At 70.6% G+C, this 26,558-nt stretch carries 21 protein-coding genes; 13 read left to right on the top strand and 8 right to left on the bottom strand.

Translation table 11 applies throughout. The features are described from left to right. Positions 1-27 precede the first annotated feature (27 nt). Together dnaJ and hrcA are read right to left on the bottom strand one after the other, a co-directional pair. Complete coding sequence (gene dnaJ, locus ACIBG7_RS07700; protein WP_357927324.1) at positions 28-1,161, bottom strand: molecular chaperone DnaJ; 1,134 nt, start codon at positions 1,159-1,161, stop codon at positions 28-30. Positions 1,162-1,172: 11 nt separating this feature from the next. Further along, on the bottom strand, positions 1,173-2,192 hold the full coding sequence (gene hrcA, locus ACIBG7_RS07695; RefSeq protein WP_357927326.1) for a heat-inducible transcriptional repressor HrcA: 1,020 nt from the start codon (positions 2,190-2,192) through the stop codon (positions 1,173-1,175). 179 nt (positions 2,193-2,371) lie between these two features. Here hrcA and ACIBG7_RS07690 point away from each other — a divergent pair, with 179 nt between their 5' ends. From ACIBG7_RS07690 to ACIBG7_RS07680, 3 genes are read left to right on the top strand one after another with little or no spacing between them, the layout of a single operon-like run. Next, positions 2,372-3,283 (top strand): hypothetical protein, encoded by a 912-nt coding sequence (locus tag ACIBG7_RS07690; protein WP_357927328.1) that lies wholly within the window; start codon positions 2,372-2,374, stop codon positions 3,281-3,283. Further along, positions 3,280-4,101, top strand: coding sequence for a DUF3097 domain-containing protein (locus tag ACIBG7_RS07685; protein WP_397335559.1), 822 nt, complete (start codon positions 3,280-3,282; stop codon positions 4,099-4,101). Before ACIBG7_RS07690 ends, ACIBG7_RS07685 begins: the two co-directional genes overlap by 4 nt. 9 nt (positions 4,102-4,110) lie before the next feature. Then, positions 4,111-4,860, top strand: a complete 750-nt coding sequence (locus ACIBG7_RS07680; protein WP_397335558.1) for a DUF4870 domain-containing protein — start codon at positions 4,111-4,113, stop codon at positions 4,858-4,860. 24 nt (positions 4,861-4,884) lie between these two features. Here the strand turns inward: ACIBG7_RS07680 and hemW are convergent, their stop codons facing one another. Next, complete coding sequence (hemW, locus tag ACIBG7_RS07675; RefSeq protein ID WP_357927334.1) at positions 4,885-6,102, bottom strand: radical SAM family heme chaperone HemW; 1,218 nt, start codon at positions 6,100-6,102, stop codon at positions 4,885-4,887. A gap of 169 nt (positions 6,103-6,271) precedes the next feature. On the opposite strand from hemW, the gene ACIBG7_RS07670 reads away from it, so the two are divergent. Next, positions 6,272-7,528 (top strand): glycoside hydrolase family 18 protein, encoded by a 1,257-nt coding sequence (locus ACIBG7_RS07670; protein WP_397335557.1) that lies wholly within the window; start codon positions 6,272-6,274, stop codon positions 7,526-7,528. Between the two features lie 408 nt (positions 7,529-7,936). Here ACIBG7_RS07670 and ACIBG7_RS07665 read toward each other — a convergent pair whose 3' ends face one another. The 3 genes from ACIBG7_RS07665 to lepA form a co-directional block, all read right to left on the bottom strand. Further along, complete coding sequence (locus tag ACIBG7_RS07665) at positions 7,937-8,581, bottom strand: MOSC domain-containing protein (protein WP_357927338.1); 645 nt, start codon at positions 8,579-8,581, stop codon at positions 7,937-7,939. Positions 8,582-8,592: 11 nt separating this feature from the next. Continuing rightward, complete coding sequence (locus tag ACIBG7_RS07660) at positions 8,593-8,892, bottom strand: hypothetical protein (RefSeq protein WP_357927340.1); 300 nt, start codon at positions 8,890-8,892, stop codon at positions 8,593-8,595. A 138-nt stretch (positions 8,893-9,030) separates the two neighbouring features. Then, the gene (gene lepA / locus ACIBG7_RS07655; protein ID WP_357927342.1) at positions 9,031-10,905 is read right to left on the bottom strand and encodes a translation elongation factor 4; all 1,875 of its coding nucleotides are present in this window, start codon (positions 10,903-10,905) and stop codon (positions 9,031-9,033) included. 14 nt (positions 10,906-10,919) lie between these two features. On the opposite strand from lepA, the gene ACIBG7_RS07650 reads away from it, so the two are divergent. The 6 genes from ACIBG7_RS07650 to ACIBG7_RS07625 all read left to right on the top strand — a co-directional run bounded on the left by ACIBG7_RS07650 (position 10,920) and on the right by ACIBG7_RS07625 (position 19,849). Continuing rightward, a complete protein-coding gene (locus ACIBG7_RS07650; protein WP_397335556.1) occupies positions 10,920-11,918 on the top strand; it encodes a hypothetical protein in 999 nt (332 codons plus the stop codon). Positions 11,919-12,026: 108 nt separating this feature from the next. Further along, a complete protein-coding gene (gene rpsT / locus ACIBG7_RS07645) occupies positions 12,027-12,299 on the top strand; it encodes a 30S ribosomal protein S20 (RefSeq protein ID WP_397335555.1) in 273 nt (90 codons plus the stop codon). A 242-nt stretch (positions 12,300-12,541) separates the two neighbouring features. After that, complete coding sequence (locus tag ACIBG7_RS07640; RefSeq protein WP_397335554.1) at positions 12,542-15,652, top strand: FtsX-like permease family protein; 3,111 nt, start codon at positions 12,542-12,544, stop codon at positions 15,650-15,652. After that, a complete protein-coding gene (locus ACIBG7_RS07635; RefSeq protein ID WP_397335553.1) occupies positions 15,649-18,246 on the top strand; it encodes an FtsX-like permease family protein in 2,598 nt (865 codons plus the stop codon). Before ACIBG7_RS07640 ends, ACIBG7_RS07635 begins: the two co-directional genes overlap by 4 nt. After that, positions 18,247-19,161, top strand: coding sequence for an ABC transporter ATP-binding protein (locus ACIBG7_RS07630; protein WP_397335552.1), 915 nt, complete (start codon positions 18,247-18,249; stop codon positions 19,159-19,161). It abuts the gene before it with no gap. Next, positions 19,154-19,849, top strand: a complete 696-nt coding sequence (locus ACIBG7_RS07625; protein WP_397335551.1) for an ABC transporter ATP-binding protein — start codon at positions 19,154-19,156, stop codon at positions 19,847-19,849. Before ACIBG7_RS07630 ends, ACIBG7_RS07625 begins: the two co-directional genes overlap by 8 nt. A 437-nt stretch (positions 19,850-20,286) precedes the next feature. Here the strand turns inward: ACIBG7_RS07625 and holA are convergent, their stop codons facing one another. Both holA and ACIBG7_RS07615 read right to left on the bottom strand, forming a co-directional pair. Then, positions 20,287-21,270: a DNA polymerase III subunit delta gene (gene holA / locus ACIBG7_RS07620; protein WP_397335550.1), complete on the bottom strand. Its 984-nt coding sequence runs from the start codon at positions 21,268-21,270 to the stop codon at positions 20,287-20,289. A gap of 544 nt (positions 21,271-21,814) precedes the next feature. Further along, the gene (locus ACIBG7_RS07615) at positions 21,815-23,113 is read right to left on the bottom strand and encodes a ComEC/Rec2 family competence protein (protein ID WP_397335549.1); all 1,299 of its coding nucleotides are present in this window, start codon (positions 23,111-23,113) and stop codon (positions 21,815-21,817) included. 778 nt (positions 23,114-23,891) lie between these two features. Between ACIBG7_RS07615 and ACIBG7_RS07610 the strand changes: the two genes are divergently transcribed. The 3 genes from ACIBG7_RS07610 (at position 23,892) to ACIBG7_RS07600 (ending at position 26,410) form a co-directional block, all read left to right on the top strand. Beyond that, a complete protein-coding gene (locus tag ACIBG7_RS07610) occupies positions 23,892-24,143 on the top strand; it encodes a hypothetical protein (protein WP_397335548.1) in 252 nt (83 codons plus the stop codon). A gap of 133 nt (positions 24,144-24,276) precedes the next feature. Next, positions 24,277-25,839, top strand: coding sequence for an AAA family ATPase (locus ACIBG7_RS07605; RefSeq protein WP_397335546.1), 1,563 nt, complete (start codon positions 24,277-24,279; stop codon positions 25,837-25,839). 199 nt (positions 25,840-26,038) lie between these two features. Further along, positions 26,039-26,410, top strand: a complete 372-nt coding sequence (locus tag ACIBG7_RS07600; protein ID WP_397335544.1) for a hypothetical protein — start codon at positions 26,039-26,041, stop codon at positions 26,408-26,410. Positions 26,411-26,558 lie beyond the last annotated feature (148 nt).

Raw genomic sequence — 26,558 nt, 5'->3', positions numbered from 1 at the left:
GTCCCACGCCCGCGACCGGGCGAGAGGTCAGCGGCCGTTGAAGGCGTCCCGCAGCCGGGAGAAGAAGCCCTGCTGACCGGGGGCGAACTTGCCCGGCGGCCGCTCCTCGCCGCGCAGCTTCGACAGCTCGCGCAGCAGCTCCTCCTGGGCCGGGTCGAGCCGCGACGGCGTCTCCACGTTGACGTGGATGAGCAGGTCGCCGCGCCCGGTCTCGCTGAGCCGCTGCACGCCGCGCCCGTACATGGTGATGACCTGCCCCGACTGCGTGCCGGGCCGCACGTCGATCTCCTCGGCGCCGTCCAGCGTCTCGATGGTCAAGGAGGTGCCGAGCGCGGCGGCGGTCATCGGGATCTGCACGGTGCAGTGCAGGTCGTCACCCCGCCGCTCGAAGATCTCGTGCGGGCGCTCGACGATCTCCAGGAACAGGTCGCCGGGCGGGCCGCCGCCGGGGCCGATCTCGCCCTCGCCGGCGAGCTGGATGTGCGTGCCGTCCTCGACGCCCGCCGGGATGCGGACCTTGATGGTGCGCCGGGTGCGGACGCGGCCGTCGCCGGAGCACTCCTGGCAGGGGTGGCGGATGATGCTGCCGAAGCCGCCGCACTGCGGGCAGGGGCGCGAGGTCATGACCTGGCCCAGGAAGGACCGGGTGACCTGGGAGATCTCGCCGCGCCCGTGACACATGTCGCAGGTGTCGGGGTGGGTGCCCGGCGCGGTGCCGGCGCCCTCGCAGACCTCGCAGCGCACGGCGGTGTCCACGTGCAGCTCGCGGGTGGTGCCGAAGGCCGATTCCTTCAGGTCGAGCTCGACGCGGATGGTCGCGTTGCGGCCACGGCGGGCGCGCGAGCGCGGGCCGCGCTGGCCGCCGCCGGTGCCGAAGAAGGCGTCCATGATGTCGCTGAACGGGAAGCCCTGGCCGAAGCCGCCCGCGCCCGCCCCGGCGTTGGCGAAGGGGTCGGCGCCGAGGTCGTACATCTGCCGCTTGTTCGGGTCGGACAGGACCTCGTAGGCCTGGGTGATCTCCTTGAACCGCTCCTGGGTCGCGGGATCGGGGTTCACGTCAGGGTGCAGCTCACGGGCGAGACGGCGGTACGCCTTCTTGATCTCGTCCTGACTCGCCTCACGCCGGACCCCGAGGGTGGCGTAGTAGTCGCTGTTTGCCACTTATCGACCTCTTATGAAGCAGCCAGGATCTGGCTGACGTAACGTGCCACGGCGCGCACCGCGCCCATGGTGACGGGGTAATCCATCCGGGTGGGGCCGAGCACGCCCAGGCGGGCGAGCTGCTGGCCGCCAGAACCGTATCCGGTCGCCACGATCGACGTCCCCCGCAGTCCGCTGTAGGGGTTCTCCGAGCCGATCCGGACGGTCAGGGCGGCCGGGGTGTCCGGGGACGTCTCGCCCAGCAGCCGCATGAGCACGACCTGCTCCTCCAGCGCCTCCAGCACGTCCCGCAGGCCGCTGGAGAAGTCGGCGCCGGCCAGGTTGGCCGCACCGGCGAAGACGATCTTCTCGTCGTGCCGCTCGACCAGGGTCTCCAGCAGTACCGACAGGATCGTCGCCACGACCGGGCGGTCCTCGGCCGGCACCCGTTCGGGCAGGTCGGCGACCAGGTCGGGCACGGCGCTCAGCCCGCATCCGTCGAGGCAGGCGTTGAGGACGGCGCGCAGGTGCGCGATCCGGGCCTCCTCGATGACCTCGGGCAGCTCGATCACCCGCTGCTCGACGCGGCCGGTGTTGGTGATCAGCACCAGCATCACGCGGCGGTCGGTGAGCGGCACGAGTTCGACGTGCCGCACCGTCGAGCGGGTCAGCGTGGGGTACTGCACCACGGCGACCTGGCGCGTGAGCTGGGCCAGCAGGCGGACGGTGCGGGTCACGACGTCGTCGAGGTCGACCGCGCCGACCAGGAACGTCTCGATCGCCCGCCGTTCGGCCACCGACAGCGGCTTGACCTGCGAGAGCCGGTCGACGAACAGGCGATAGCCCTTGTCCGTCGGCACGCGGCCCGCGCTGGTGTGCGGCTGCGCGATGTAGCCCTGCTCCTCCAGCACCGCCATGTCGTTGCGGACGGTGGCCGGGGAGACGTTGAGGTTGTGGCGCTCCGCGAGCGCCTTGGAGCCCACCGGTTCGTTGGTGGACACGTAGTCCTCGACTATGGCGCGGAGGACCGCGAGTTTCCTGTCGTCGAGCACGTGCTCACCTCCTGCGTCGACCTTACCGAGAACGTCAGATCTGGCACTCTGTGTTCCCGAGTGCCAAGTGTACGGCGCGCGCCCGCGTGGTGCGATAAGGCCTGCTTGGCCCGTGCCGCGAAGGGGCCCGGGGACCCCGGTATGGCGATATGTGGCGACATGGAGTCAGACTGCTAGATATGACCGACGATTCCCAGACCCCGCCCGAGGACTCCACCCGGCGCGTGTCGCGGGACGACGTGCCCCCGCCCCCTCCCGGCCAGCCTCCCACCGGCCCCCAGGCTCCGCCGTACCAGCAGCCTCATCACGGGTCGGGCCCTCAGTACGGGCCCGGCCCTCAGTACGGATCCGGCCCTCAGTACGGATCCGGCCCGCAGTACGGCCCTGGTCCCCAGTACGGCGGGCCGCCGCCGCCCCAGGGCGGGCCCGGTCAGCCCCCGCCCGGGCAGCAGCCGCCCTACGGCGGGTACGGCCAGCAGCAGCCCTACGCCGCGCCCCCGCAGTACTTCCAGCAGCCCTACGGGGCCCAGCCCTACCAGCAGCAGCCGCGCCCGAAGGTGAAGCCGTCGCTGTGGTGGATCGGCGGCGCCTGGGCGCTGGCGGTGGTCGCGGCGATCGTCGGCGGCGTCCTGTTCGTGGCCAACCTGTCGGAGTCCGGCTTCGGCCCGGTCCGGACCTTCGCCTCCGGGGAGCAGGTCACCGTCCGGCTCGACCCGGCCGACGAGCCGACCCTGTACTACACCGGCCCGCGCGCCAACTACACCTGCAAGAGCCTGGGCGACGCCCAGCTCTCCCAGGCCACCGGCAACGAGACGGTGACCATCAACAACCTCACCTGGCACGTCATCGGCAGGGTCAGCGTGCCCTCGGCCGGCGACTACCAGGTGTTGTGCACCACGCAGGAGCAGGTCGCCGGGCGCTTCGGCGTGGGCGCCGCGCCGCTCAAGGGCCTGGCCGGGGTGCTGGGCGGCATCGGCGGGCTGATCCTGCTGTCGCTGGGCGGCTTCCTGGTGGCGGTCGTCGTCACGATCGTCGTCCTGCTGCGCCGCAGCGCCAATCGCAAGCGGCTGCTGCTACCGTCCCAAAGGTGACGCGATACGACGGAGACGTGCTCGCGGGCAACTGGCGACGGCCGCTGAAGGGCAAGATCCCCCAGGTGCCCGCGGAGCTCGACCTGGTGGTCGAGGACGCCGACAGCGGTTTCTGCGGCGCGGTGGTGGGCTGCGACAAGGAGGCCGTCACCCTGGAGGACCGCTTCGGCCGCCGGCGGCTGTTCCCGCTGGCGCCCGCCGCCTTCCTGCTGGAGGGCAAGCCGGTCACCCTGGTCCGCCCGGCCGCCGCGCCCCGCGGGCCGGCACGGAGCGCCTCGGGATCCATCGCGGTCGAGGGGCTGCGGGCCCGGGTCGCCCGCGAGAGCCGCATCTACGTCGAGGGCGTGCACGACGCGGCGCTGGTGGAGAAGATCTGGGGCCACGACCTGCGGGTCGAGGGCGTCGTCGTGGAGTACCTCGAAGGCGTCGACCACCTGGCGGCCATCGTCGAGGAGTTCGAGCCCTCCCCGGATCGCCGCCTGGGCGTGCTGGTCGACCACCTGGTCGCCGGGTCCAAGGAGAGCCGCATCGCCGCTCAGATCACCTCGCCGCACGTGCTGGTGGTCGGGCACCCCTTCGTCGACATCTGGGCCGCGGTCAAGCCGTCGGTCCTGCGCATCCCGGCCTGGCCCTCGGTGCCCAAGGGGGTGCCGTGGAAGGAAGGCGTCATCGCCGCGCTCGGCTGGCGGATGGAGCCCGCGGAGGCGTGGAAGCGCATCCTGGGGTCGGTGTCCTCCTACGCGGATCTGGAGCCCGAACTGCTGGGGCGGGTGGAGGAGCTCATCGACTTCGTGACTAACCCGGGTGACTCCGATTAGCCTCGGAGCATGAGTCAGCCCTCGGACGACGACGCGACGCGGCGTATCCCGAACTCCGACGCCCAGCCAGGTTACGGACAACCCGGTCACGGCCCGCAGGGGTACGGCCAGCCCGGCTACGGACAGCAGGCCCCGAGCCAGCCGGGCTACGGGCAGCAGGCGCCGAGCCAGCCCGGTTACGGACAGCCCGGTTACGGGCCTCAGGGCTACGGCCCGCAGGGCTACAGCCAGCCCGGCTACGGGTACGGCCAGCCGCCGAGCGCTCCGGCCGGATACCAGCAGGGCTATCAGCAGGGCTACGAGCAGGGTTACCAGCAGCCCGGGTATCAGCAGCCCGGTTACCAGCCCGGTTATCCGCAGGCGGGCTACCCGCAGGCCGGTTACCAGGCCGCCCCGGGTTACGGCCAGCCGTACACCCCGGGCGTGTACGGCCCGCGTCCCGGCACGGACGACACCTCGATGGCGATGCTGTCGCACCTGCTGGGCATCCTGACCGGCTTCGTCGGCCCGCTGATCATGTACTTCGTGAAGAAGGACCAGTCGCCCTACGTCCGCGACCAGTCCGCCGAGGCGCTGAACTTCCAGATCACCGTCTTCATCGCCTACATGGTCAGCCTGTTCCTCACCATGGTCTTCATCGGCTTCCTGCTGATGTTCGCGGTGTGGATCTGCGCGCTGATCTTCGAGATCATGGGCGCCGTCGCGGCCAACCGGGGCGAGCGCTTCCGCTACCCGATCAACATCCGCATGGTCACCTGACCACACCCCACGCCGGGGGCGGCGCTACGCCAGGTCGCGGATCAGCGCGTCGGCGAGCAGCCGTCCCCGCAGGGTGAGCAGCATCCGCCCGCGCTTGAACGCCTCGGTGTCGAGCAGCCCGTCGCCCAGCGCCCGCGCCACCGCCGTCCGCGCGCCGGGCGCGACGTCGGCCAGCGGGTAGCCGGAGTCGAGCCGCAGTTCGAGCATCAGCCGTTCGACGCGCTGGTCGTCCGCGCTGAGCAGTTCGCGGGCGTGGGCCGGCGAGCGGCCCTCGGCCAGGCGTTGCGCGTAGGGGGCGGGGTGCTTGACGTTCCACCAGCGCGTGCCGCCCACGTGACTGTGCGCGCCCGGCCCCACGCCCCACCAGTCGCCGCCGGTCCAGTACAGCAGGTTGTGCCGGCAGCGCCCGGCCTCCGAGGTGGCCCAGTTGGAGACCTCGTACCAGGTGAAGCCGGCCTCGCTCAGCATCCGGTCGGCGATGAGGTAGCGGTCGGCCGCGGTGTCGTCGTCGGGCATCGGCACCTCGCCGCGCCGGATGCGCGCGGCCAGCTTGGTGCCGTCCTCGATGATCAGCGCGTAGGCGGACACGTGGTCGGGCCCGGCGGCGATGGCCGCCTCCAGCGATGCCCGCCAGTCGTCGTCGCTCTCCCCCGGCGTGCTGTAGATCAGGTCCAGGTTGACGTGCTCGAACCCGGCCTTCCTGGCCTCCTGTACGGCGACGCCGGCCCTGCCGGGCGTGTGGTGGCGATCCAGGACGCGCAGCACGTGCTCGCGGGCGCTCTGCATGCCGAAGCTCATCCGGGTGAAGCCCGCCTCGCGCAGCGTCTCGAGGTAGGCCTGGTCGACCGACTCCGGGTTGGCCTCCGTGCTCACCTCGGCGCCCGGGGCGAGCCCGAACTCGGCGTCGATCGCGCCCAGGATCCGGCCGAGGTCCTCGGCGGGGAGCAGGGTGGGCGTGCCGCCGCCGAAGAACACCGTCTGGACGGGCAGGTCGGTCTCCCCCAGCACCCGGCGGGCCAGCCGTACCTCCTCGATCGCGGTGTCGGCGTAGTCGCGCTGCGAGGCGCCGGGGCCGAGCTCGGAGGCGGTGTAGGTGTTGAAGTCGCAGTACCCGCAGCGGGTCACACAGAAGGGCACGTGGACGTAGAAGCCGAACGGCCGCTCGCCCAGGCCGGCCGCGGCGCTCGGCGGGAGCTCACCGGTCGCGGGGACCGGATCGCCGTCGGGAAGGGTGGAAGGCACGTCATCAAGTGTGCCGCCTCCCCACCAGTGCCCCGCTCACCAGCCGCTCGAAGGCGCACTCAGGGGGAAACCCGGCGCCCGGGCGGGGACCCATTGACTGGCCGTCCCCTCCGTCCTACGATCCGCTCAACTTATAGGAAAGTTTCCTATAAGTTCGAGGAGCCGCCCTGTGAAGAAGATCGTCCTTCTGCTGGCCACCGTTCTCGGCTTATCCCTGGTCTCCGCCGTGCCCGCCGAAGCGCACCGTGACTACAAGCGTGTCGCCTATTTCATCCAATGGGGCATCTACGGCCGCAATTTCCATGTCAAGGACATGGACACCAGCGGCGCCGCCGCCAAGCTCACGCACATCAACTACGCCTTCGGCTTCGTCAATGCCGACTCCGAGTGCTACTCCGCCGACCCGTGGGCCGACTGGCAGCGCCCGGTCCCGGCCGAGCAGAGCGTGGACGGCGTCGCCGACGAGCCCGGCCAGGCGCTCAACGGCAACCTGAACCAGCTCAAGAAGCTCAAGGCCAAGCACCCCGGCCTGAAGGTGCTCATCTCGCTCGGCGGCTGGACCGGTTCCAAGCACTTCTCCGACGCCGTGCTCACCCCGGAGTCGCGGGCCAAGCTCGCCAAGTCCTGCATCGACCTGTGGCTGCGCGGCAACCTGCCCGGCACGCCCGACGGCACCGGCGCCGGCGTCTTCGACGGCATCGACCTCGACTGGGAGTGGCCCGGCTCCGAGGGCGCGCCCGGCAACGTGATCCGGCCCGAGGACAAGCAGAACTTCACCGCCTTCGTCGCCGAACTCCGCTCCCAGATGCGCGCCTACTCGCGCCGCGCCCAGCTCACCGCCTTCCTCCCGGCCGCCGCGGCGAAGATCGACGCCGGCTTCGAGGTCGCCAAGGTCTTCGGGCTGCTCGACTTCGCCACCATCCAGGGCTACGACCTGCACGGAAGCTGGGACCCGATCACCGGGCACAACGGCAACCTCTTCACCGACCGGCGTGACCCCAACGCGGTGAAGTTCAGCGTCGACCAGACCGTCCGGGACTACCTCTCCCGTGGGGCTCCCGCCCGCAAGATCGTCGTCGGCGTGCCCGCCTACGGCCAGGGCTGGACCGGCGTCACCGACCCCGGCCCCCGGGGCGACGGTCTCTGGCAGCCCGCGACCGGCCCGGCCCCCGGCAAGTGGGCCGCGGGCAGCGAGGACTACAAGGACCTCGCCGCCAAGCCCGGCAAGCGCTACCGCGACGTGCGGACCGGCTCGTTGTGGCTCTACGACGGGAACGAGTTCTGGTCCTACGACGACCCGGCCTCGCTGACGCAGAAGGCGCTGTACATCCGGCTGCGGGGGCTGGGCGGGTCGATGATGTGGTCCATCGACCAGGACGACAGCACCGCCTCCCTCACCACCGCCCTCTACCGCGTCCTCCGGTAATCCTTCTCCCGCGTCCTGCGGTAACCCTTCTCCCGCGTCCTGCGGTAACCCCTCTACCGCGTCCGCTGGTAGCCCCTCTGCCGCTCCGGCGGTGGACCCCGACGTTGCGCGGCGCGCCCTCTGGGTGGGCGCGCCCCGCAACCACCCGGCCCCGCCTGCCGTCCGGGCCCCCGACCCGGCAGGCGGCGGCCCCTCGTGTACGGCCGGCCGCGGCGTGGAGAGCCTGGCCCAGCCGACGGCCCCCCGGTAGGCGGGAGCCCCCGCCTGCCCGAGGGGCGGACGCTGAGCCCCGAGGTGAACCGGCCTGGCCTGAGGCCGCCCCAGCCCGCCCAGAGCGGCGGGACTCGACCCGGGCGAGACGAACCGCGGCGTACGCGGTGGTGCGGGGCCTGTGGGGTGGCCCCGGTGTCAGGAGGCGGGGGTGGGTTCGGTGGGGAGGACTCGGGCGGCGACCTTGTCCCAGTGGGGGGCGTGGCCCGGGTAGGCCAGCAGGCGGCGCATGAGCTCGGCGTCACCGTGGTAGGCACGGAAGGACTCGGCGACGGTGACACTGTTGCCGGGCCGGTGGACGATCTCAACCGTGTCGCCCACGCCGAGGTCGCCCTCCTCGATCACGCTGAGGTAGGCACCGGGCCGCCCGGCGGCGGTGAAGCGCTTGACCCACCCACGCTCGTCGAGCCAGTTGCGGAAGACCACGCACGGCACCCGCGGGGCGGTCACCTCGACGACGGCGGTGCCGATCCGCCAGCGCTCGCCGAGCATGGCGCCGTTGACGTCGAGGCCGGCCGTGGTGAGGTTCTCGCCGAACTGGCCGTCCCGCAGAGTGCGCGCCATCTCGCCCTCCCACCAGTCGTAGTCCTCCCGCGCGTAGGCGTAGACGGCCTGGGTCGGCTTGCCGTGGTTGGCGAGGTCGGCCCGCTCGTCCCCGGCCAGCCCGCCGGTGCGGACGGCGACGCGGCCCTCGACCGGGCGCTTGTCGATGGCCGTGCGCTTGAGGTTGCCCGCCCACTCCGCGTCCACTGCTGACCCGACATTTACTGAAATAAGCCGCATGTTTGCAGACGCTAGCCGAACCTGCCGTTGAGCTGCGACTCAGATTCCAGCTCGGCCAGTTGTAAGACCGCTTCCAGGGCTTCACGGCGGGCTTCCTCGGGGCTCGCCCCGGCGCGGGCGAAACAGTCGGCGGCGACCTCCAGGACCACCTGCAGCACCGCCGACTCCGGGTAGGGCACGTTGATCAGAACCGTGCCGTCGGCCGCCACCTCGGCCGGGGTCACGTGCGCCCGCAGGATGCGCCTCGTCTCCTCGGCCATGGCGACCCCCAGGATGGCGGCCCGCTCGAACCGCTCCGCGGCGACACTCATGCCACACCACTCCCACCTGTCTCGCACATCAGTTCGACTGTGGTGATGGTAGAGATCGGCACCGACATTTCCCGGCGCCTGCCGTACCCGAAAGAAAAGGACCCCCCTGAAGAGGAGGGTCCTGAAACGCGGACGGAGCTACTTCTTGGACTTGTCCCCGGAGGGGGCCTCGGTGGAGAGGGCGGCGACGAAGGCCTCCTGGGGGACCTCGACGCGGCCGACCATCTTCATCCGCTTCTTGCCCTCCTTCTGCTTCTCCAGCAGCTTGCGCTTACGGGTGATGTCACCGCCGTAGCACTTGGCGAGGACGTCCTTGCGGATCGCGCGGATGTTCTCGCGGGCGATGACGCGGGCGCCGATGGCCGCCTGGATGGGCACCTCGTACTGCTGCCGCGGGATGAGGTCCTTGAGCTTCTTGGCCATCTCGACGCCGTAGGCGTAGGCCTTGTCCTTGTGCACGATGGCGGAGAAGGCGTCGACCGCCTCGCCCTGCAGCAGGATGTCCACCTTGACCAGGTCGGAGGCCTGCTCGCCGGCGGGCTCGTAGTCGAGCGAGGCGTACCCGCGGGTGCGCGACTTGAGCTGGTCGAAGAAGTCGAAGATGATCTCGCCGAGCGGCAGGGTGTAGCGGATCTCGACCCGGTCCTCGGACAGGTAGTCCATGCCCTGCAGCGCGCCGCGGCGGCCCTGGCAGATCTCCATGATCGCGCCGATGAACTCGGCCGGCGCGAGGATGGTGGACTTGGTGACCGGCTCGTAGACCTCGGCGATCTTGCCGCCGGTGGGGAACTCGGACGGGTTGGTGACGGTCAGCTCCTTGCCGTCCTCCATGACCACCCGGTAGACCACGTTGGGCGCGGTCGAGATGAGCGACAGGCCGAACTCGCGCTCGAGCCGCTCGCGCACGATCTCCATGTGCAGCAGCCCGAGGAAGCCGACGCGGAAGCCGAAGCCGAGCGCGGCGGAGGTCTCCGGCTCGTAGACGAGGGCGGCGTCGTTGAGCTGGAGCTTGTCGAGGGCCTCGCGCAGCTCGGGGTACTCGTCGCCGTCGATCGGGTAGAGGCCGGAGAAGACCATCGGCTTGGGGTGCTCGTAGCCGGCGAGCATCTCGGTGGCGCCGCGCACGGCCGAGGTGACGGTGTCACCGACCCGCGACTGGCGCACGTCCTTCACGCCGGTGATGAGGTAGCCCACCTCGCCGACTCCGAGCCCGCGGTCGGAGATCTTCGGCTCGGGCGAGATGACGCCGATCTCGAGGGTCTCGTGCTGCGCCTGCGTGGACATCATCAGGATGCGCTCACGCTTGGACAGGTGGCCGTCCATGACCCGGACGTAGGTGACGACGCCGCGGTAGGTGTCGTAGACGGAGTCGAAGATCAGCGCACGGGCGGCCGCGTCGGCGTCGCCGACCGGCGCGGGGACCGTGGCGACGACGTGGTCGAGCAGCTCGCGCACGCCCACGCCGGTCTTGCCGGAGACCCGCAGCACGTCGCCGGGGTCGCAGCCGATCAGGCCGGCGATCTCGTCGGCGAACTTCTCCGGCTGCGCCGCGGGCAGGTCGATCTTGTTGAGCACCGGGATGATGTGCAGGTCGTTGTTCATCGCCAGGTACAGGTTGGCCAGCGTCTGCGCCTCGATGCCCTGGGCGGCGTCGACCAGCAGGATCGCGCCCTCGCACGCCTGGAGCGAGCGGGAAACCTCGTAGGTGAAGTCGACGTGGCCCGGCGTGTCGATCATGTTGAGCACGTGCCCGTCCCACGGCAGGCGGACCGCCTGGGACTTGATGGTGATGCCGCGCTCGCGCTCGATGTCCATCCGGTCCAGGTACTGAGCGCGCATGGAGCGGTCGTCGACCACGCCGGTGATCTGCAGCATCCGGTCGGCAAGGGTCGACTTGCCGTGGTCGATGTGCGCGATGATGCAGAAGTTGCGAATCAACGCGGGGTCAGTCTGGCCAGGCTGAATGCGCACCGGGGTCCGTTTCGACAGGGTTGAGCTCAACGTCAAATCCATGGTGACATGTCCGGATGGCTTCCCGGACCGTCCTCCGCTCCGGCCTGCGCCTCCTGGCGCTCGCCGTAGCGCTCGTGGTGTTGCTGGCCGGGCTCGTCGCCGGCGCTCACCGTGTCAAGTTTACCGGCGACCCGGAGGCGTGGGCGAAGAGCACCGGGAATGACGCGCTGTGGATGGGTCACATGTGGGTGGACGGGCGGCGGAAGCAGGGTGACCTTCGCCACCTCGCCGGGCGGCTCCGCCGTACCGGGATCAAGGATTTGTACGTGCACACCGGGCCTTTCTCCCCGGACGGCACGCTGGATCCGGCCCTGTACCCGGGCGCCGGGAATCTCGTGCGATGGGTGCGGGAGGAACTGCCCGGCGTCCGCGTCTCGGCCTGGCTGGGCCAGAAGGTCGACGGCGTGCTCGACCTGGACGACGTCAAGACCCGGCAGAACATCCTGGCCTCGGTCGCGACCGCGCTGAAGGCCGGCTTCGACGGCGTCCACTACAACTTCGAGCCGATCGGCGACGGCGACACCGCCTTCCTCGACCTGCTCGACCGCACCCGCCCGCTGACGAAGCTGATCTCCACCTCCACCCCGCAGATCGAGCCGTACCCCGGCATGCGCCTGGCCGCCCGGGTGGCGGCGACCCACGACAAGTACTGGTCGCAAGGCTATTTCCGCGACGTCGCCGCCCGCGCCGACCAGGTCGCGGTCATGACCTACGACGCCTTCCTGCCCGCGACCGCCCTGTACGGCGGGCACGTCGTCCGCCAGGCGGAGCTCGCCCTCGACCTCGTCCCCAAGGACAGACTGGTGCTCATCGGCGCTCCCGCCTACCACGACCACGGCGTCTCCTGGGGGGACGAGGCCGAGAGCGTGGCGGCCGCCGCGCAGGGCACGCGCCTGGCTCTGACCTCGTCCGGCAGGCGGGAACGGGTGGGTCTGGCCCTCTACGTGGACTTCGCGGCCACGGAACAGGACTGGCGCGAGTACACTGAGAGCTGGTTCCAGCCGGGTCGTTGATTTGAGCGACGCCCTGGCTTATTGGTAACCTGAACAACTGCGTGTGGCGCGCCCTCTCACCGAGCCCGCGCGTCCCATCCAATCTCAGACCTTCACCGAGGCTTCTTCGTGGCGAACATCAAGTCCCAGATCAAGCGCAACAAGCAGAACGAAAAGGCGCGCCTGCGCAACAAGGCCGTCAAGTCTTCCCTGAAGACCGCGGTGCGCAAGTTCCGCGAGGCTGCCGAGAGCGGCGACGCCGCCGCGGCGATCGAGGCGCAGCGCGCCGCCTCCCGCCAGCTCGACAAGGCTGTCAGCAAGGGCGTCATTCACAAGAACCAGGCCGCCAACCGCAAGTCGGCGATCGCCAAGCAGGCCGCCGAGCTGGCCGCCGCCAAGTAACGCTCGCCGAGCGCCGCACCCCCGGGACGGGGTGCGGCGTTTTCGCGTGTCCGGAGCCCGGCGCATCCATACTTCGTGGCAAAGAGCATGAAGATGTGGATGACGTCGCGGTTGTGTCACAGTTCCGATATCACGCAGGCATCGCCGCAGCGTATCGGCTACGCAACCGTTGAGAAGATCACCTTGCTCCCCCCCGTCAACCATCTGACAGAGTGCCTTCAAGACGGGACAAAGGGGGGCTCATGCGGGGGCGGGTGCCGCTGGTGATCAAGCGCGCGTTCAGCGAGCCGCTGCTCCTGCTCGCCGCGCTGGGCTCGATCCTGCTGGCCACCACCACGCTGGTCTCGCTGACCATGTACGCCTCGACGATCGCCGAGGTCGGCGTCCGCCGCACGATGGAGACCGCGAGCTTCCGCACGCTGTCGGCCACCGTCTCGACGCCGGTCACCGGCAAGACCTTCGCCGAGCTCGACCGCATCGTCCGGGCGCAGTTCGCCGAGACCTATCCGGGCGTACCGGTCGCGATCACCACGAGCATGCGCTCCGACTCCTATGTCCGTCCCGGCCAGGAACGCCTGGAGCACCCCGAACTGCTCCGGTTCGGCAGCCACGACGACCTGCAACGCCAGGCGAAGCTCATCGAGGGCGCCTGGCCGGGCCACGGGGGCCGGGTCATCGAGGCCGTCCTGTCCACCACGGCCGCGAACACCCTCGGCCTCAAGCCGGGCGACGAGTTCGACACCGCCGCCCGGCTCGACGGCAAGCGGGTCCGCGTCAAGATCACCGGCCTGTTCCAGCTCAACGACCCCTTCGGCGACCAGTGGAGCGGCGAGCCGCTGCTCAGCCGCGGCGCGGAGACCGGCGACTTCACCACCTACGGCCCGCTCATGGTCTCCGGCGAGACCTTCCTCGCGCGCCTGGCGTCCACGGTCAACTCCACCTGGACCGCCCTGCCGGACCTGACCCGCATCTCGCCCGATCAGCTCCAGCCGCTGGCCGCCAGCGTGACCACCCTGCGCGAGGACCTACAGCAGGCGGGCTGCCGCTCCTGCGCCGCCGCCAGCCGGCTGCCCGAGATGCTCACCCAGCTCGGCACCGCCTCCCTGGTCGCCCGCTCGACCATGCTCATCCCGGTGCTGCAACTGCTCCTGCTGTCGGCCTACGCGCTGATGCTCACCGCCCGGCTGCTGGCCGACCACCGCCGGATGGAGGTGGCCCTGCTGCGCTCGCGCGGCGCCGGCACCTTCCGGCTCGCGGGACTGGCCGGCGGCGAGGCGCTGCTGGTCGCCCTGCCGTGCGCGCTCGTCGCGCCGTTCCTCGCCTCGCCGCTGTTGTCGCTGGTCAACTCGCTGCCGTGGATCAAGTCCAGTGGGGTGCGGCTCGCCCTCACCCCCGACCTCGGCACCTTCCTCATCGCCCTGTCGGTCGCGCTGCTGTCGGCGGTGCTCCTGGCGCTTCCCGCCCTCGCCGGTGCTCGCCGTACCTATGTGGAGGAGCAGTCGTCGCGGGGCCGCGGCGGCGCGCGCGGCCTGATCCAGCGCGCGGGCGCCGACCTGGCGCTGCTGGTCGTGGCCGCGCTGGCGATCTGGCAGCTCCAGCACTACGGCGCCCCGGTCACCACGACGGCGGCGGGCGGCCTCGGCATCGACCCGCTGATCATCTCCGGCCCGGCGCTGGCGCTGCTCACCGGCGGCATGCTGGGCCTGCGCCTGGTCCCCCGGGTGTCGAAGATCGCCGAACGGATCACCTCGAAGCGGCCCAGCCTCGCCCCCGCGCTCGGCGCCTGGCAGGTGGCGCGCCGCCCGCTGCGCTACGCCGGGCCCGCCCTGCTGCTCACCATGGCCATCGCGATCGGCATCGTCTCGCTGGCCACCGCGGCGACCTGGCGGTCCTCGCAGGTGGACCAGGCCGTGCACCTGGCCGGGAGCGACCTGCGGCTGTCCGGCCCGGCCGACGGCCCCGAGCTGGGCGCGTTCGGCCGGGGCACCGCCTTCGCCGCCCTGCCGGGCGTCGCCGAGCTCGCGCCGGTGCTGCGGCAGGAGGTCGAGTTCGGGGCCACCACCAGCGTGCTGCTCGCGACCGACTCGGCCAAGCTCGGCCGGCTCCTGCACCTGCGCGCCGATCTGTCCGACCAGAACCCCGCCGAGCTGGGCCGGGCGCTGGCGGTCCAGACGCCGGCCGGCCTGGAACTCCCGGGCACGCCCGCCAAGCTCGTCTTCGACCTCAAGGTCAACACCCCGGACGTGGGCAGCTCGCCGGTGCGGGCCGTGCTCTCCGACAAGTACGGCGTCTGGCGGGACGTGCCGCTGACGGGCATCCGCCCCGGCGCCAACCGGGTCGAGATCGACCTGCGGGCCATGGCCGGACGCTCGGGCGAGCTCACCTACCCGCTGCGCCTGCGCAGCCTCGTCGGCACCAACACCAACGGCGCGATGGTCCCGATCAAGGTCGAGCGGATCACCGCCGACGGCCGGGAGCTGTCCTGGAAGCCGCAGCTCGAACTCGTCGACACCTCGACGCCCGGCCAGCCGCCCACCGTCTACCTCCCCGACGGCCCGCCGCAGCAGGCCAAGCCGCTGCCGGTCGTGCTGACCGCGAGCCTCGCCGCCGAGCTCAAGGTGCGGGCGGGCGCGACCACCAAGGTCACCTTCGAGCGCCGGCCCATCGACGTCACCGTCGTCGGCGTGGTCGAGCGCATGCCCACCACCACGCCCGAGCGGCACGCGCTGCTGGTCGACTGGACCGCCCTGCAGTACCGGGGGCTGGTCCAGGGCGACTTGGCGCGCCCGGCGACGGAGTGGTGGCTGGCCGCGCCGGACACGGCGCCGGCCGCCGGGGCCCTGCGCACGCAGCCCGCCTGGAGCGTCACGACCGTCGACCGCCAGGCCCTGATCGCGCAGTTCCGCGACGACCCGCTGGCCAGCGGCCTGCAGGGCGCGCTCATCCTCGGCTTCGCGGCCGCGCTCGTCTTCGCCGCGCTCGGCTTCCTGGTGAACGCGAGCGTCGCGGCCCGCGAGCGGATGAGCGAGTTCACCATCCTGCGGGCGCTCGGCGTCAGCTTCCGGCAGATCTTCGGGCTGCTCGCCGTCGAGCAGGCCTTCGTCATCGGCCTGTCGATCATCGCCGGTACGGCTCTCGCCCTGGTGGTGGGCTCGCTGGTGGTGCCGCACATCGTGCTCACCGGGCAGGCTTCTGCGGTCACGCCCGCGGTGCTGCTCGACATCCCGTGGCCGGCGACGGCGGCGATGCTCGTGGCCGTGACCGTGATCTTGTTCGCCATCGTCGCCCTCCTGGCCCGCAGCATGCGCAAGCAGGGGCTGGGCCGGGTGCTGCGGATCGGGGAGGACCAGTGAAGGCGCTGCTGCTGGCCAGGGTGAACGCCGGGGCGGTAGCCGTACTGGCCGTGCTCACCCTGAGCGCCTGCCTGCTGGTCGGCGGGCTGCCCCGCGCGATGCAGGCCTCCTTCGACGACGCGCTGCGCAAGGACCTGCGCGCGGCCGGCGCCGACCAGATCGACCTCACCGTGCGCTACGAGCCGCGCGGCGGCGACTCCGGCATCAGCAGCCATGCGATGTTCATGCAGTTCGACGACATCTTCCGCGGGAAGATGCCGGCGGCCCTCGACCGGATCGTCACCCCGGCTGGCGCCGGGACCTCGCACCTGAGCCTGAAGAGCGTCAACACCCCGATGGTCGGCACCACGACCAAGTTCCTGAACGTCGGCTGGCTCTCCAACGGCGACCGGCAGGTCACCTGGGTGGAGGGCCGCGCGCCCGCCGCCACCAAGGACAACGTCATGGAGATCGGCGTCGCCCGCACCGCCGTGGGCGGGCACATGGGTTTCGCCCTCGGCGCGACGTACCGCATCGGCGCGACCGACCCCACCACCGTCAAGGTCGTCGGCGTCTTCGAACCCAAACGCGCCGAAGATCCCTACTGGCGGCACAACCAGGAGTTCCTGCAGATCAACGAGGTCGTCCGGCCCGGCGCGGCGGACGCCGACCTCTACTACACCGCGCTGATCGACGCCAGCAGCCTGCCCGCCCTCCAGGACAGCGACCGACGCGTCGTCTACGCCTGGATCATGGGGGTCGAACCCGGCCAGGTCGGCACCCAGGGCTTCACCGGAGTGCTCGACGCCCTGAACGACTTCACCCGCGAGCTCGGCCTGATGTCGCCCAGCTTCAGCCCCTACGTCCTGGACACCCGGTTGAAGGCCGTCCTGGAATCCTTCATGGACGAGCTGGCCACCGCGCAGACCATCCTGTACCTGCTGCTGGGCGGCCTGCTCGTGGTCGCGCTCGGCGTGGCCGCGCTGGCCACCCAGCTCGTCACCGAGCGACTCGACCCGACCCTGTCGCTCATGCGCGCCCGCGGCGGCTCCCTGGCCCGCATCACCTGGACCGGCACCTCCGTCATCGCCCTCGCCACCCTCCCGGCCGCCCTGATCGGCTACGGCCTGTCCTACCTCGTCCCCGGCGGCACCACGCCGATCGTGCACCTCGCCCCGGCCCTGGTGCCGCTGACCGCCCTGGCCTTCGCCGCGGTACGGCAGGCGAACGCCCACCGCTCGCCCCTGAACGAACGGCGCGGCGACGTGGCCTCGCCTAGGCCCTCGGCGCGGCGGGTGACGCTGGAGATCCTGGTGATCGGTCTGGCCCTCGGCGGGGCGTACATGGTGCGCTCGCGCGGCCTCGCCACCGACGTGGCCACCCAGGGCCAGGACCCGTTCCTGCTGCTCGTCCCGGTCGCGCTGACGCTGGCCGCGGCGTTGATCACGTTGCGCTGCTACCCCTACCCGTTGCGCCTCGTCGTCTGGCTCGCCTCCCGCGGGCGGCCTGCCGTACCGTTCCTGGGGCTGACGCGGGCCGCCCGCGCCCGGTCCTTCAGCACGCTGCCCGTGCTGATCCTGCTGCCGGCGCTCGCCGTCGCGATCTTCGCCTCGGTGATCTCCACCGGCCTGACCCGCACCCAGACCCTCGCCGCCTGGCAGGCCGCCGGCGCGCCCATCACGATGCGCACCGACCTGGAGTACGACGCGGCCGCGATCGAGCGGATCAAGCAGGTCCCCGGCGTCGAGACGGTCGTGCCCGCCCAGACCGGCCGGGTCCAGCTCGGCATCGGCACCCAGAAGCTGGAGATCATCGCGATCGACCTGGCCGCCTACCGCGACCTGGCCAAGGACAGCCCGCTCGACCTGCCCGCGCCGCCCACCGGCGACGGCATCCCCGCCCTGGTCTCCCCCGACCTGCGCGACCGCCCCAAACTGGACATCGGCTGGCAGAGCCGGATGACCCTCACCCCCAAGGGCGAGATCGCCTCCGTGCCCGGCTTCTTCCACGGCTCGATGTTCGCGCTGGTGCCCTTCGACGCCAACGAGCGCGCCGGCACCCGCACCGCGGTCAACGCCCTGCTGATCAAGGGCGACGCGGACGTGGCCGCCCTCACCGCCGCGGCCAAGGTGGACAGCCGCGTCACCACCTACGCCCAGCGCCACGCCGCGATCGTCGAGGACCCGCTGACGGAGATGATCCAGCTCGCCCTGCTCGTCGTCACGCTGGCGCTGGCCGCCTACGCCATCGTCGCGGTGATCGTCTCCCTGGTGATCAGCGCCGCCGACCGGACCGCGGCCCTGTCGTTCCTGCGTACCCTGGGACTGTCCACCGGGCAGGCGCAACGGCTCACCGTGCTGGAGGTCTCCCCCCTGATCGTCATCACCGCGCTGGTCGGCCTCGGGCTGGGACTCGGCCTGCCCGCCGCGCTCGGGCCGGGCATCGACCTGTCCTCCTACGCGGGCGACCTGGCCGTCGACCCGACCGACCCCGACCTGCTCACGCCGATCCTGCTCGGCGTGGGGCTCACCGTGGTCGCCATCCTGGGAGCCCTCGTGCACACCACCATCACGCGCCGCCGTACGCTCGGCTCGGTCCTACGAGTGGGGGACTAAGTGGAACAGACACTCTCGGAGCTGGAGAACCAGGCCGCCCAGGAGAAGGCCGCCTTCGGCGGCGACGCGCACATCGTCTGCGACAACCTGGTACGCATCTACAAGACCGAAGGCGTCGAGGTCGTCGCCCTCCAGGGCCTCGACCTGCTGATCGACAAGGGCGAGCTGGTCGCCATCGTCGGCGCCTCGGGCTCCGGCAAGTCGACGCTGCTCAACGTGCTGTCCGGGCTGGACGTGCCGACCGCCGGTCTGGCCCGGGTGGCCGGCATCGACCTGCTCGCCATGACCGCCCGCGACCGGCTCCGCTACCGCCGCGACGTGGTCGGCTTCATCTGGCAGCAGACCGCGCGCAACCTCCTGCCCTACCTCACCGCGCGCGAGAACGTCGAGCTGCCGCTGCGCCTGGCCGGCAAGCGCGGGCGCGCCCAGCGCTCGCGCAGCCTGCTCGACCTGCTCGGCGTCGACTACTGCGCCGACCGCAAACCCGCCGAGATGTCCGGCGGCGAACAGCAGCGCGTGGCCATCGCCGTCGCCCTCGCCAACTCCCCCCAGCTCATCCTCGCCGACGAGCCCACCGGCGAGCTCGACAGCGAGACCTCCGGGCTGGTCTTCGAGGCGCTCCGCACCGCCAACAAGGAACTCGGCGTCACCGTCGTCATCGTCACCCACGACTCCCTCGTCTCCGAACAGGTCGGGCGGACCATCGGCATCCGCGACGGCCGCACCTCCAGCGAGACCCTGCGCCGCGACGGCGAACACGCCCAGGAGTACGCCGTCCTCGACCGCGTCGGCCGGCTCCAGCTCCCCCGCGACTTCACCAACGCGCTCAACATGGAGCGCCGCGTCCGCCTCGAACTCGAGTCCGACCACATCGGCGTCTGGCCGTCGAGCCCCAAGGAGGAAACCGGTGAGTGAGCCCCTGGTCGTGGTCGAAGGGCTGCGCAAGGTCTACCGCAGCGGGCCCAAGGAGGTCGTCGCCCTCCAGGACGTCACCTTCAGCGCCTACCCCGGCGAACTCGTCGCCATCCGCGGCCGCTCCGGGTCCGGCAAGACCACCCTCCTCAACCAGATCGGCGGCCTCGACCGGCCCGACGCCGGACGCGTCGTCGTCGCCGGCCAGGACGTCACCAGCCTGGGCGAGGACGCCCTGCTCGCGCTGCGCCGCGACGTGCTCGGGTTCGTCTTCCAGTCCTTCGGGCTGATCCCGGTGCTCTCGGCCGCCGAGAACGTCGGCGTGCCCATGCGGCTCGTCCGCATGCCCGCCGACGAGCGGGACAAGCGGGTGCGGATGCTCCTGTCCCTCGTCGGGCTGGAGCAGCACGTCAACCAGCGTCCCTACGAGCTGTCCGGCGGCCAGCGGCAGCGGGTGGCCATCGCCCGCTCCCTGGCCAACCGGCCCCGCCTGCTCATCGCCGACGAGCCCACCGGGCAGCTCGACTCGCAGACCGGGCGGCAGATCATGCAGCTCCTGCGGGCCCTCGTCCGTAGCGAGGGCGTCACCGCCCTTGTCGCCACCCACGACCCCAGCCTCATCACCTTGGCCGACCGCGTCCTCGAGATCAGCGACGGCATCCTTCACGAGGCGGCCCTCCAGGGGTCATAGCCCTTTCCTTGGGGTACGGCAGGCGGCGCGTGCCTTGCACCCAGCGGCCGGACCCCACCCCGTCCTCCCAACCGGGGCGGGGCACTACCCAGGCGTACGGCAGGCATCCCGGCGGCGCCTGGCTTGGTGACGGAGGCCAGGCATCACCCAGATCTCCCCAACCAGGGCTGGACCCGCCGGCCCCATCCCTCCCCCGCCGGCCATCTGAACGGACTGGGCCTGAGCCGGCTACGGCCGACCTCACCGACTCGCCCACTCACCTCAGGCCGGGGCCATCACCCGTCCCGATCAACCACCCACCGCGAGCCGGCCGTCGCCAACCATTCCGAGCGACCACCCACCGCGAGCCGGCCGTCACCACCCACCCCGACCGACCACCCACCACAGGCCAGACCTCACCGACCCACCCCGACCGACCACCTACCGCGGGCCGGACGTCACCGCCCATTCCGATTGGCCACGATCTGCTGGATGGCGTGCTCCAGCGCATACCCCGTGTCCGCGCCCCCGCCCTTGACCTGCTCATCAGCATGGGCAACCGCCTGGATGGCCCGAGCCAGCCCCTGCGGCCCCCACCCCCGAAGCTGCCCCCGCACCCGATCCACCTGCCACGGCGGCATCCCAAGCTGCGCAGCCACCTGCGGCCCCCGAGCGTTCCGCGGCGCACTCTGCACCTTAGCCAGCCCCCGCAACCCCCGAGCCAACGCACTCACCAGCAGAACCGGCGCCACCCCACTGCCGACAGCCCACCGAACCTGCTCCAGCGCCTCCGCCAGCCGCCCCTCGACCGCCGAGTCCGCCACGTTGAACCCGGTCACCTCGGCCCGCCCCCGGTAGTACCGCTCAACCGCCGCCAGGCTGATCGCCTTCTCCTGCGTGTCGAACATCAACTGGCTGCACGCCGCCGCGAGACTCCGCAGATCGTTCCCGACCGCCTCCAGCAGCGCCTGCGCCGCATCAGCCGAGATCGTTCGCCCCGCCCCCCTGATCTCCCCCCGGATGAACTCCATCCGCTCACCCGGCTTCGTCACCTTCGCCACGGTGTGCAGCTGCGCCCCAGCCTTCTTCACCCCGTCGACCAGAGCCTTCCCCTTCACCCCACCGGGATGCACCAGCACCAGCGTCGTGTCCTCGGCCGGATTCTTGGCATACGCCAAGATCTCCGCGACCACGTCCTTGGACAGGTCCTGCGCTTGCCGAACCACCACCACCGACCGGTCCCCGAACAGCGACGGCGAGGTCAACCGGGTCAATTCCCCCGTCTCGACCTTCCCCCCCAGCAGATCGTGCACCTCCGCCGTAGGATCGCCCCCCCGCGCCGCCCCCACCACCGCGGCCACCGCCCGATCCACGAGCAGCTCCTCCTCGCCGACAATCAGGGTCACGGGTGCGGGCGAAGTCTGGGCCATGCCGTGCAGCATGCCACGTCCCACCGACAAGCCGGTACTCAACGCCCCCGATCCCCGACCCACCCTTCATCCCATCCACCTCCCCCTATCCACCCGCCCCTATCCACCCGCCCCTATCCGCCCGCCCCTATCCGCCCGGTTCGCTCCACCTCGGTCCGCCCACGCCCCGGCCCCACGCCCCGCCCTCTGCCCGGCCCTCTGCCCCGCCCTCTGCCCGGCCCTCTGCCCCGCCCCACCCCGGTCCCACGCCCCGGTCCCACGCCCCGGTCCTACGCCCGGCCCTATCCGCCCGCCCCTACCCACCCGCCCTTATCCGCCCCACCCCGGTCCGCCCACGCCCCGGCCCCACGGCCCTGCCCCACGGCCGGCCCTCTGCCCTAGCCCCACGCCCCGGTCCCCAGCGCCGCTCCCTCCCGCTGTCCCCTGCGCCGCTCCTCCCGTTGTCCCCCGCACCCCTCCCCTTCGCCATCCGCCCACGACTGGCCCTCGCCGTGTGCCCGCGTCTTGCCGAGCTCACCGCATCCCCCAACCCGCAGCTCGCCACCCGCTTGCCCGATCAAGGACCTCCCCCGGCATGCGAATGCCCAGCAGCCCCCTCCGCGAGCCCAGCCGTCCGTCTGGACGACGAACCCGCCGCCTCTTCCGCCCGCTTCGCTCCCCGGACGATGGCCAGCTTCCCGTCCCGCTCCACAACCGCCAGCGCCCCCATCTGGTCAGTACGAAAGACCCGCGCCCCCACCCCGGCCAAGGCAGCGAGCGCCCCAGGAGCCGGATGCCCATAGTCATTGCCCCGCCCCACACTGATCAACGCCGCCCGAGCCCCCACCGCACCGAGGAACCCGGGATCCTGCCGAGCCGAACCATGATGCGGAACCTTGAGAATGTCCGCCTGAGGCACGCCCTGCCGTACCAACTGCACCTGGGCCTCGGTCTCGATGTCCCCACTCAGCAACGCCGACCCCACAGCCCAGCGCACGTGCAGCACCACGCTCGCGTTGTTCAGCATGCTCCCCTCCCCCGGACCAACGAACTCCTCGCTCTCGTGCGGCGCGAGCACGGTCACCTCCGAGGGACCGAACGTCCACCTCGCACCGGGTTGAGCCGATAGGGCGACCGGTCGAGGCGCGTCCCGTGACGACGGCTTGAGCTCCGCTCCATGCGCACCGCTGACCAGCAAGGCACCCACCCGCCGATGCCTGAGCACCCCCGCCAGCCCACCGATGTGGTCGGCGTGCGGATGAGTCAGCACGATCAAGGGGATCTCCCGAATGTCGAGATCGCGCAGGCACCGATCCATGAGCACCGGATCCGGGCCGGTGTCGACGACCACCCCTCTCCTCTGGCCCGCCGCGATCACCAGCCCATCCCCCTGCCCGACATCGCACATCACCATCAGCCACCTGTCGGGCGGCCAGGGAGCAATCACGGGTGGTACGGCAAGCACCGCCGCGAGCACGGCGCCCATGACCACGACCAGCGCCTTCCTCCACCGCCGCCACAGAGGCACGGCCACCGCGCACACCACCGCGAGCAGGAGGAGGCCACCGATTCCCGCCGGCCAGGGGATGTTCGTGAGCGGTGCCTGAGCCGCCCATCCGGCTACCGCGATGATCCAGCCCACCGCATAGCCGGCAGGGATGACGAGCCATTGCGACACCTCCGGCGACACCGGCGCGACCACCGCCGCAGCGAACCCCAGAACCGTGGCCGGCGCGACTGCCAGACCTGCCAGGAGGTTGGCAGGGATGGCGATCAGGGTGAGCTGCCCAGCCATCAAGATCAGGACCGGCGTCACCGCCGCTTGGGCAGCGACCGGAACCGCCACCGCTTCCGACATCCACCTCGGCAGCCGCACCCGCCACCACCTGGGCTTCTCCCACCTACGATGCTCCGCCCCGGACTGGCCCAGCCGGTCGTACTCCGGCCGGGCCTGACCCAGCCTGCCGAACTCCCGCCGGGCCTGACCCAGCCTGCCGAACTCCCGCCGGGCCTGGCCCAGCCTGCCGTACTCCTGCCTGCCGTACTCCTGTCTGCCGTGCTCCTGCCTGCTGTACTCCCGCGTGTACCGGTCCGGCCATGGCTGCTCAGCTCCGAGCGGACCCGGCACACACTGATCCAGCGTGAGCGACCTTGGGTCGGCCGCTTCCGCCCCGAACGAGCCACGCTTGCGCTGGTCCAGCGTGAGCAGGTCCGACTCAGGCTCATCTTGCGCCCCTTCTTGTCTGGGGTTGGACAGGCGATCTCGGAGGCGGGGTGCCAGGAGGAGGATGCCTGCCGTCGCGCAGACGGAGAGGGCGAAGCCGTACGAGGATGCTCCACGAAGCTCGGTATCTCCATAGTACGCCTGACCAGGGAAAACGGAACCCCGCCCCCGCAAAGAGTCCGAGATGTCGGGTTAGGGAGAACCCTAGAGCGGGGAGCCTTCTATCAGGCGCGTGGAACGGGTCCGTCTGGCAGACCCAACGAAGCGCGTGGGCCACCGCCCTAAAGGCGGTCGGGAGATCTTCACGGATCTTCACATGGGGTCAGAGTCGTAACAGTTGCCGAAGGAAGCCCGCAGAGGAAGCGGCGGCCACGCCAGAGCCGCAAGCCTCATTGGCGACGGGCGCTCAGCTCCTAATGGCAAGGGACTCGTGATCATGCCCAGTACGCCAATCCGCCAGACCACCCGCACCCAAGCAGCCCGCGCAGCTCTTGCACGCGCCGTGCGCAGCGGCACCCCGGAAGACATCGCGGAAGCCCGCAGGTACTACACCGCATCGCACATCGCCGATGTGATCATGACGCACGCCGAGAAAGAAGGAAGCGTCACGATCCCTCAGGTTCGGATGATCCTCGAAGACACGCGCGCCCTGCTGGAAGAGGCCAGCGAAGACAGCGCATGAACTTCTCTCAGACCAGGCGGGGCAAGAGGGCTGCACTTTCCACGGTCGCCCCCTGCCGCACCGCCAAAGACCCCCGCCACTCCACGAAGCCGCCGTTTCGTACCCCGGAGGACGTGACCGAAGGAGACCCTAGATGCTACCCAGTTCCACGCTTGTCGACCCGATTCCGTCCACTGGTAAGGGGCTGCACCGCTTCGCTACCTGCGTGGAATGCGGCAGCCTGACCTTCGCCTGTGAGGGATGCGGCGAGGCGCTCGGAGACCAGGCGCAGGGCCGTTTGGTGAAGTACCCCTTCATGGCGGAATGGTGGGCTGGACACGACCGGTGCGACGAAGATCGCGTTCCCCCTGAGGAGTGGGCGGAAGCGCATCGCTTCGGCACCCTTCCGGAGGCGACCCACTGGACGCCCCGTCCCTTCACCGCGCAGAGCGTAGCGGAGTGGTTCGCGGCTCAACCGATTACACAGGTCGGGGACTGGCGGGACGTCGTCCGGGACGCGAAGACGGCCCCGCTGCTCGCTCTAGACGGCCCTTGCTCCCACAGCGAGACCGGCGAACCCGTCAAGCCGCCGAAGAAGCGGCGACGGCACCGAGACGACTCTGACGAGGAAGATGAGGCGGAAAGGGAGTACCGCAGAGCGAAGGCGCGGCGCGAAGGGCTTCGACGTGACGCGGAGGACCAGGCGGCGGAACAGCTTCGGGATCTATCTACAGTTGCGGCATCCCGCACGGTGACGGGTGCCCATCTCTTCGAGTTGCCCGCTACTGCCCCCGCCATCTGGGGTGAGGCGAACAGGGTCGGGTGGATGGCCGGCGAGTCCTTGATGATCGCCTCACCGCCGGGCATCGGGAAGACGACTCTGGCCACTTGCCTGGTCTTCGCGAGGCTGGGGCTCGGGGATCGCGAGGTCCTTGGGATGCCCGTCGTGGAAGGCAGGCATGTGCTCTACCTCGCGATGGACCGACCGGACCAGATCTTGCGAGCCTTCCAACGTCAGGTGGTCCACAACGCCGCGTGGCGGGACGTACTCGCTGAGCGGCTCACCGTATGGCGGGGACCTCTGACCGCCGACCTCGCGAAGAACCCCGAGTTGCTGTGTCGTCTCGCGGAGTTGCATAGGGCGGACACAGTAGTGATCGACAGTCTCAAGGACGCCGTGATGCAGCTCAGCCAGGACGAACCCGCTGCCGGATACAACCGGGCGCGACAGCTCGCGCTGGCGGCGGGCATCGAGTTGATGGAACTGCACCACACGCGCAAGTCATCCGCCGATGGCGGGGTGCCCAAGTCGGCTGCCGACGTGTACGGGTCCACGTGGCTCACGGGCGGTGCCGGATCGGTCTTTGTGCTGGAAGGTGAAAGCGGCAGTCCCATCGTGACCTTCCACCACCGGAAGTCTCCCTCCGGTGCCGTGCCCCGCTTCAAGGCTTGGCTGGATACCAAGCTTGGCCTGGTCAGCCTGATCGAGGCGGTTGAGCCCGTGGCACTGGCCGGGGACTGCGGACACGACGGCATCTCGGCACGCGAACTGGCCCGGCGCCAGACCGGGAAGCAAAATCCGTCCCCCGCTGAGGTGGAGAAGGCCCGTAGAGATCTGCTGACGGAGGTGGACGCGGGTGTTCTTGAACGCTTTGACTCCCCCCGCACGGGAGGGGGAAGGCCGGAAGCCCGGTTCCGGCTCACCCCCAGAATGTAAGGACCAAAATTCAATCACGGCCATTACACGGAATCCGCAATCACGAAACGACTCACACGATACGCACGCGATCAAGGAACCCGCAGGTCGGGGCAATCACGCTCAATCACGCGGCGTCTCGCCCCCACCAATCACGAACACACCCCTCCCTAGAAGGAGGGGTGTGTGAGTGGGGCACTCAGAAGGAAGGAAATCCACCTTGAGCGATCAAGAGGCGAAGCGACTGACCATCTCCTTGATGATCAACCATCTCCGCGACAACCCCAGCACAGCCGCAGAGATCATTGGCTTGGTTCCCGACAGCACTCTGCCGGACCTGCTCGGCTCCGCCGTCCGACTCACCACCCGGCTGAGCCATCTCACCCCCACCGCCAACGTCGTGCTCGGCCCGCCACCTGATGTCGATCCCGGCTCGCCGGAGGAGACGAGAGGCGCGATCCAGGCAACGGTCAAGCACGCGGCGGAGATCGCTCACCTTGAGTTCGGCACACGCGGCGCGGAAGTCATCTTCGTGCATGCCGCCGCGCGGAACCGCCTAACCGATGGGACGTCGGAAGGGGATCTGAAATGACCTACGAGCAAGAAGGCCCGGATCAACGCCCGGCGGCGCGCGATGAGAAGCCTCCCGAGCCGGATCGAGAGTCCGCGTCTCACTGGGATGAGCGCCTGTGGCATGGCCCGAGCCGCCGCAACCGGATCTAGGGAAGGGGCGACGGATC

The organism is Nonomuraea sp. NPDC050328 (assembly GCF_044459405.1).
In the GTDB taxonomy this organism is placed as follows: Bacteria; Actinomycetota; Actinomycetes; order Streptosporangiales; family Streptosporangiaceae; genus Nonomuraea.
Note: the sequence above shows the minus strand (reverse complement) of the source record. Positions and strands in the feature narration are given on the sequence as shown.

What these genes read in the sequence shown, in the direction of transcription:
- ACIBG7_RS07680 (WP_397335558.1), top strand. Translation starts at nt 4,111, where the DNA reads ATGAGTCAGCCCTCGGACGACGACGCGACGCGGCGTATCCCGAACTCC.
- ACIBG7_RS07640 (WP_397335554.1), top strand. Translation starts at nt 12,542, where the DNA reads ATGCGGGGGCGGGTGCCGCTGGTGATCAAGCGCGCGTTCAGCGAGCCG.
- ACIBG7_RS07650 (WP_397335556.1), top strand. Translation starts at nt 10,920, where the DNA reads ATGGCTTCCCGGACCGTCCTCCGCTCCGGCCTGCGCCTCCTGGCGCTC.
- holA (WP_397335550.1), bottom strand. Translation starts at nt 21,270, where the DNA reads ATGCTGCACGGCATGGCCCAGACTTCGCCCGCACCCGTGACCCTGATT.
- ACIBG7_RS07605 (WP_397335546.1), top strand. Translation starts at nt 24,277, where the DNA reads ATGCTACCCAGTTCCACGCTTGTCGACCCGATTCCGTCCACTGGTAAG.
- ACIBG7_RS07690 (WP_357927328.1), top strand. Translation starts at nt 2,372, where the DNA reads ATGACCGACGATTCCCAGACCCCGCCCGAGGACTCCACCCGGCGCGTG.
- lepA (WP_357927342.1), bottom strand. Translation starts at nt 10,905, where the DNA reads ATGGATTTGACGTTGAGCTCAACCCTGTCGAAACGGACCCCGGTGCGC.
- ACIBG7_RS07660 (WP_357927340.1), bottom strand. Translation starts at nt 8,892, where the DNA reads ATGAGTGTCGCCGCGGAGCGGTTCGAGCGGGCCGCCATCCTGGGGGTC.
- ACIBG7_RS07665 (WP_357927338.1), bottom strand. Translation starts at nt 8,581, where the DNA reads ATGCGGCTTATTTCAGTAAATGTCGGGTCAGCAGTGGACGCGGAGTGG.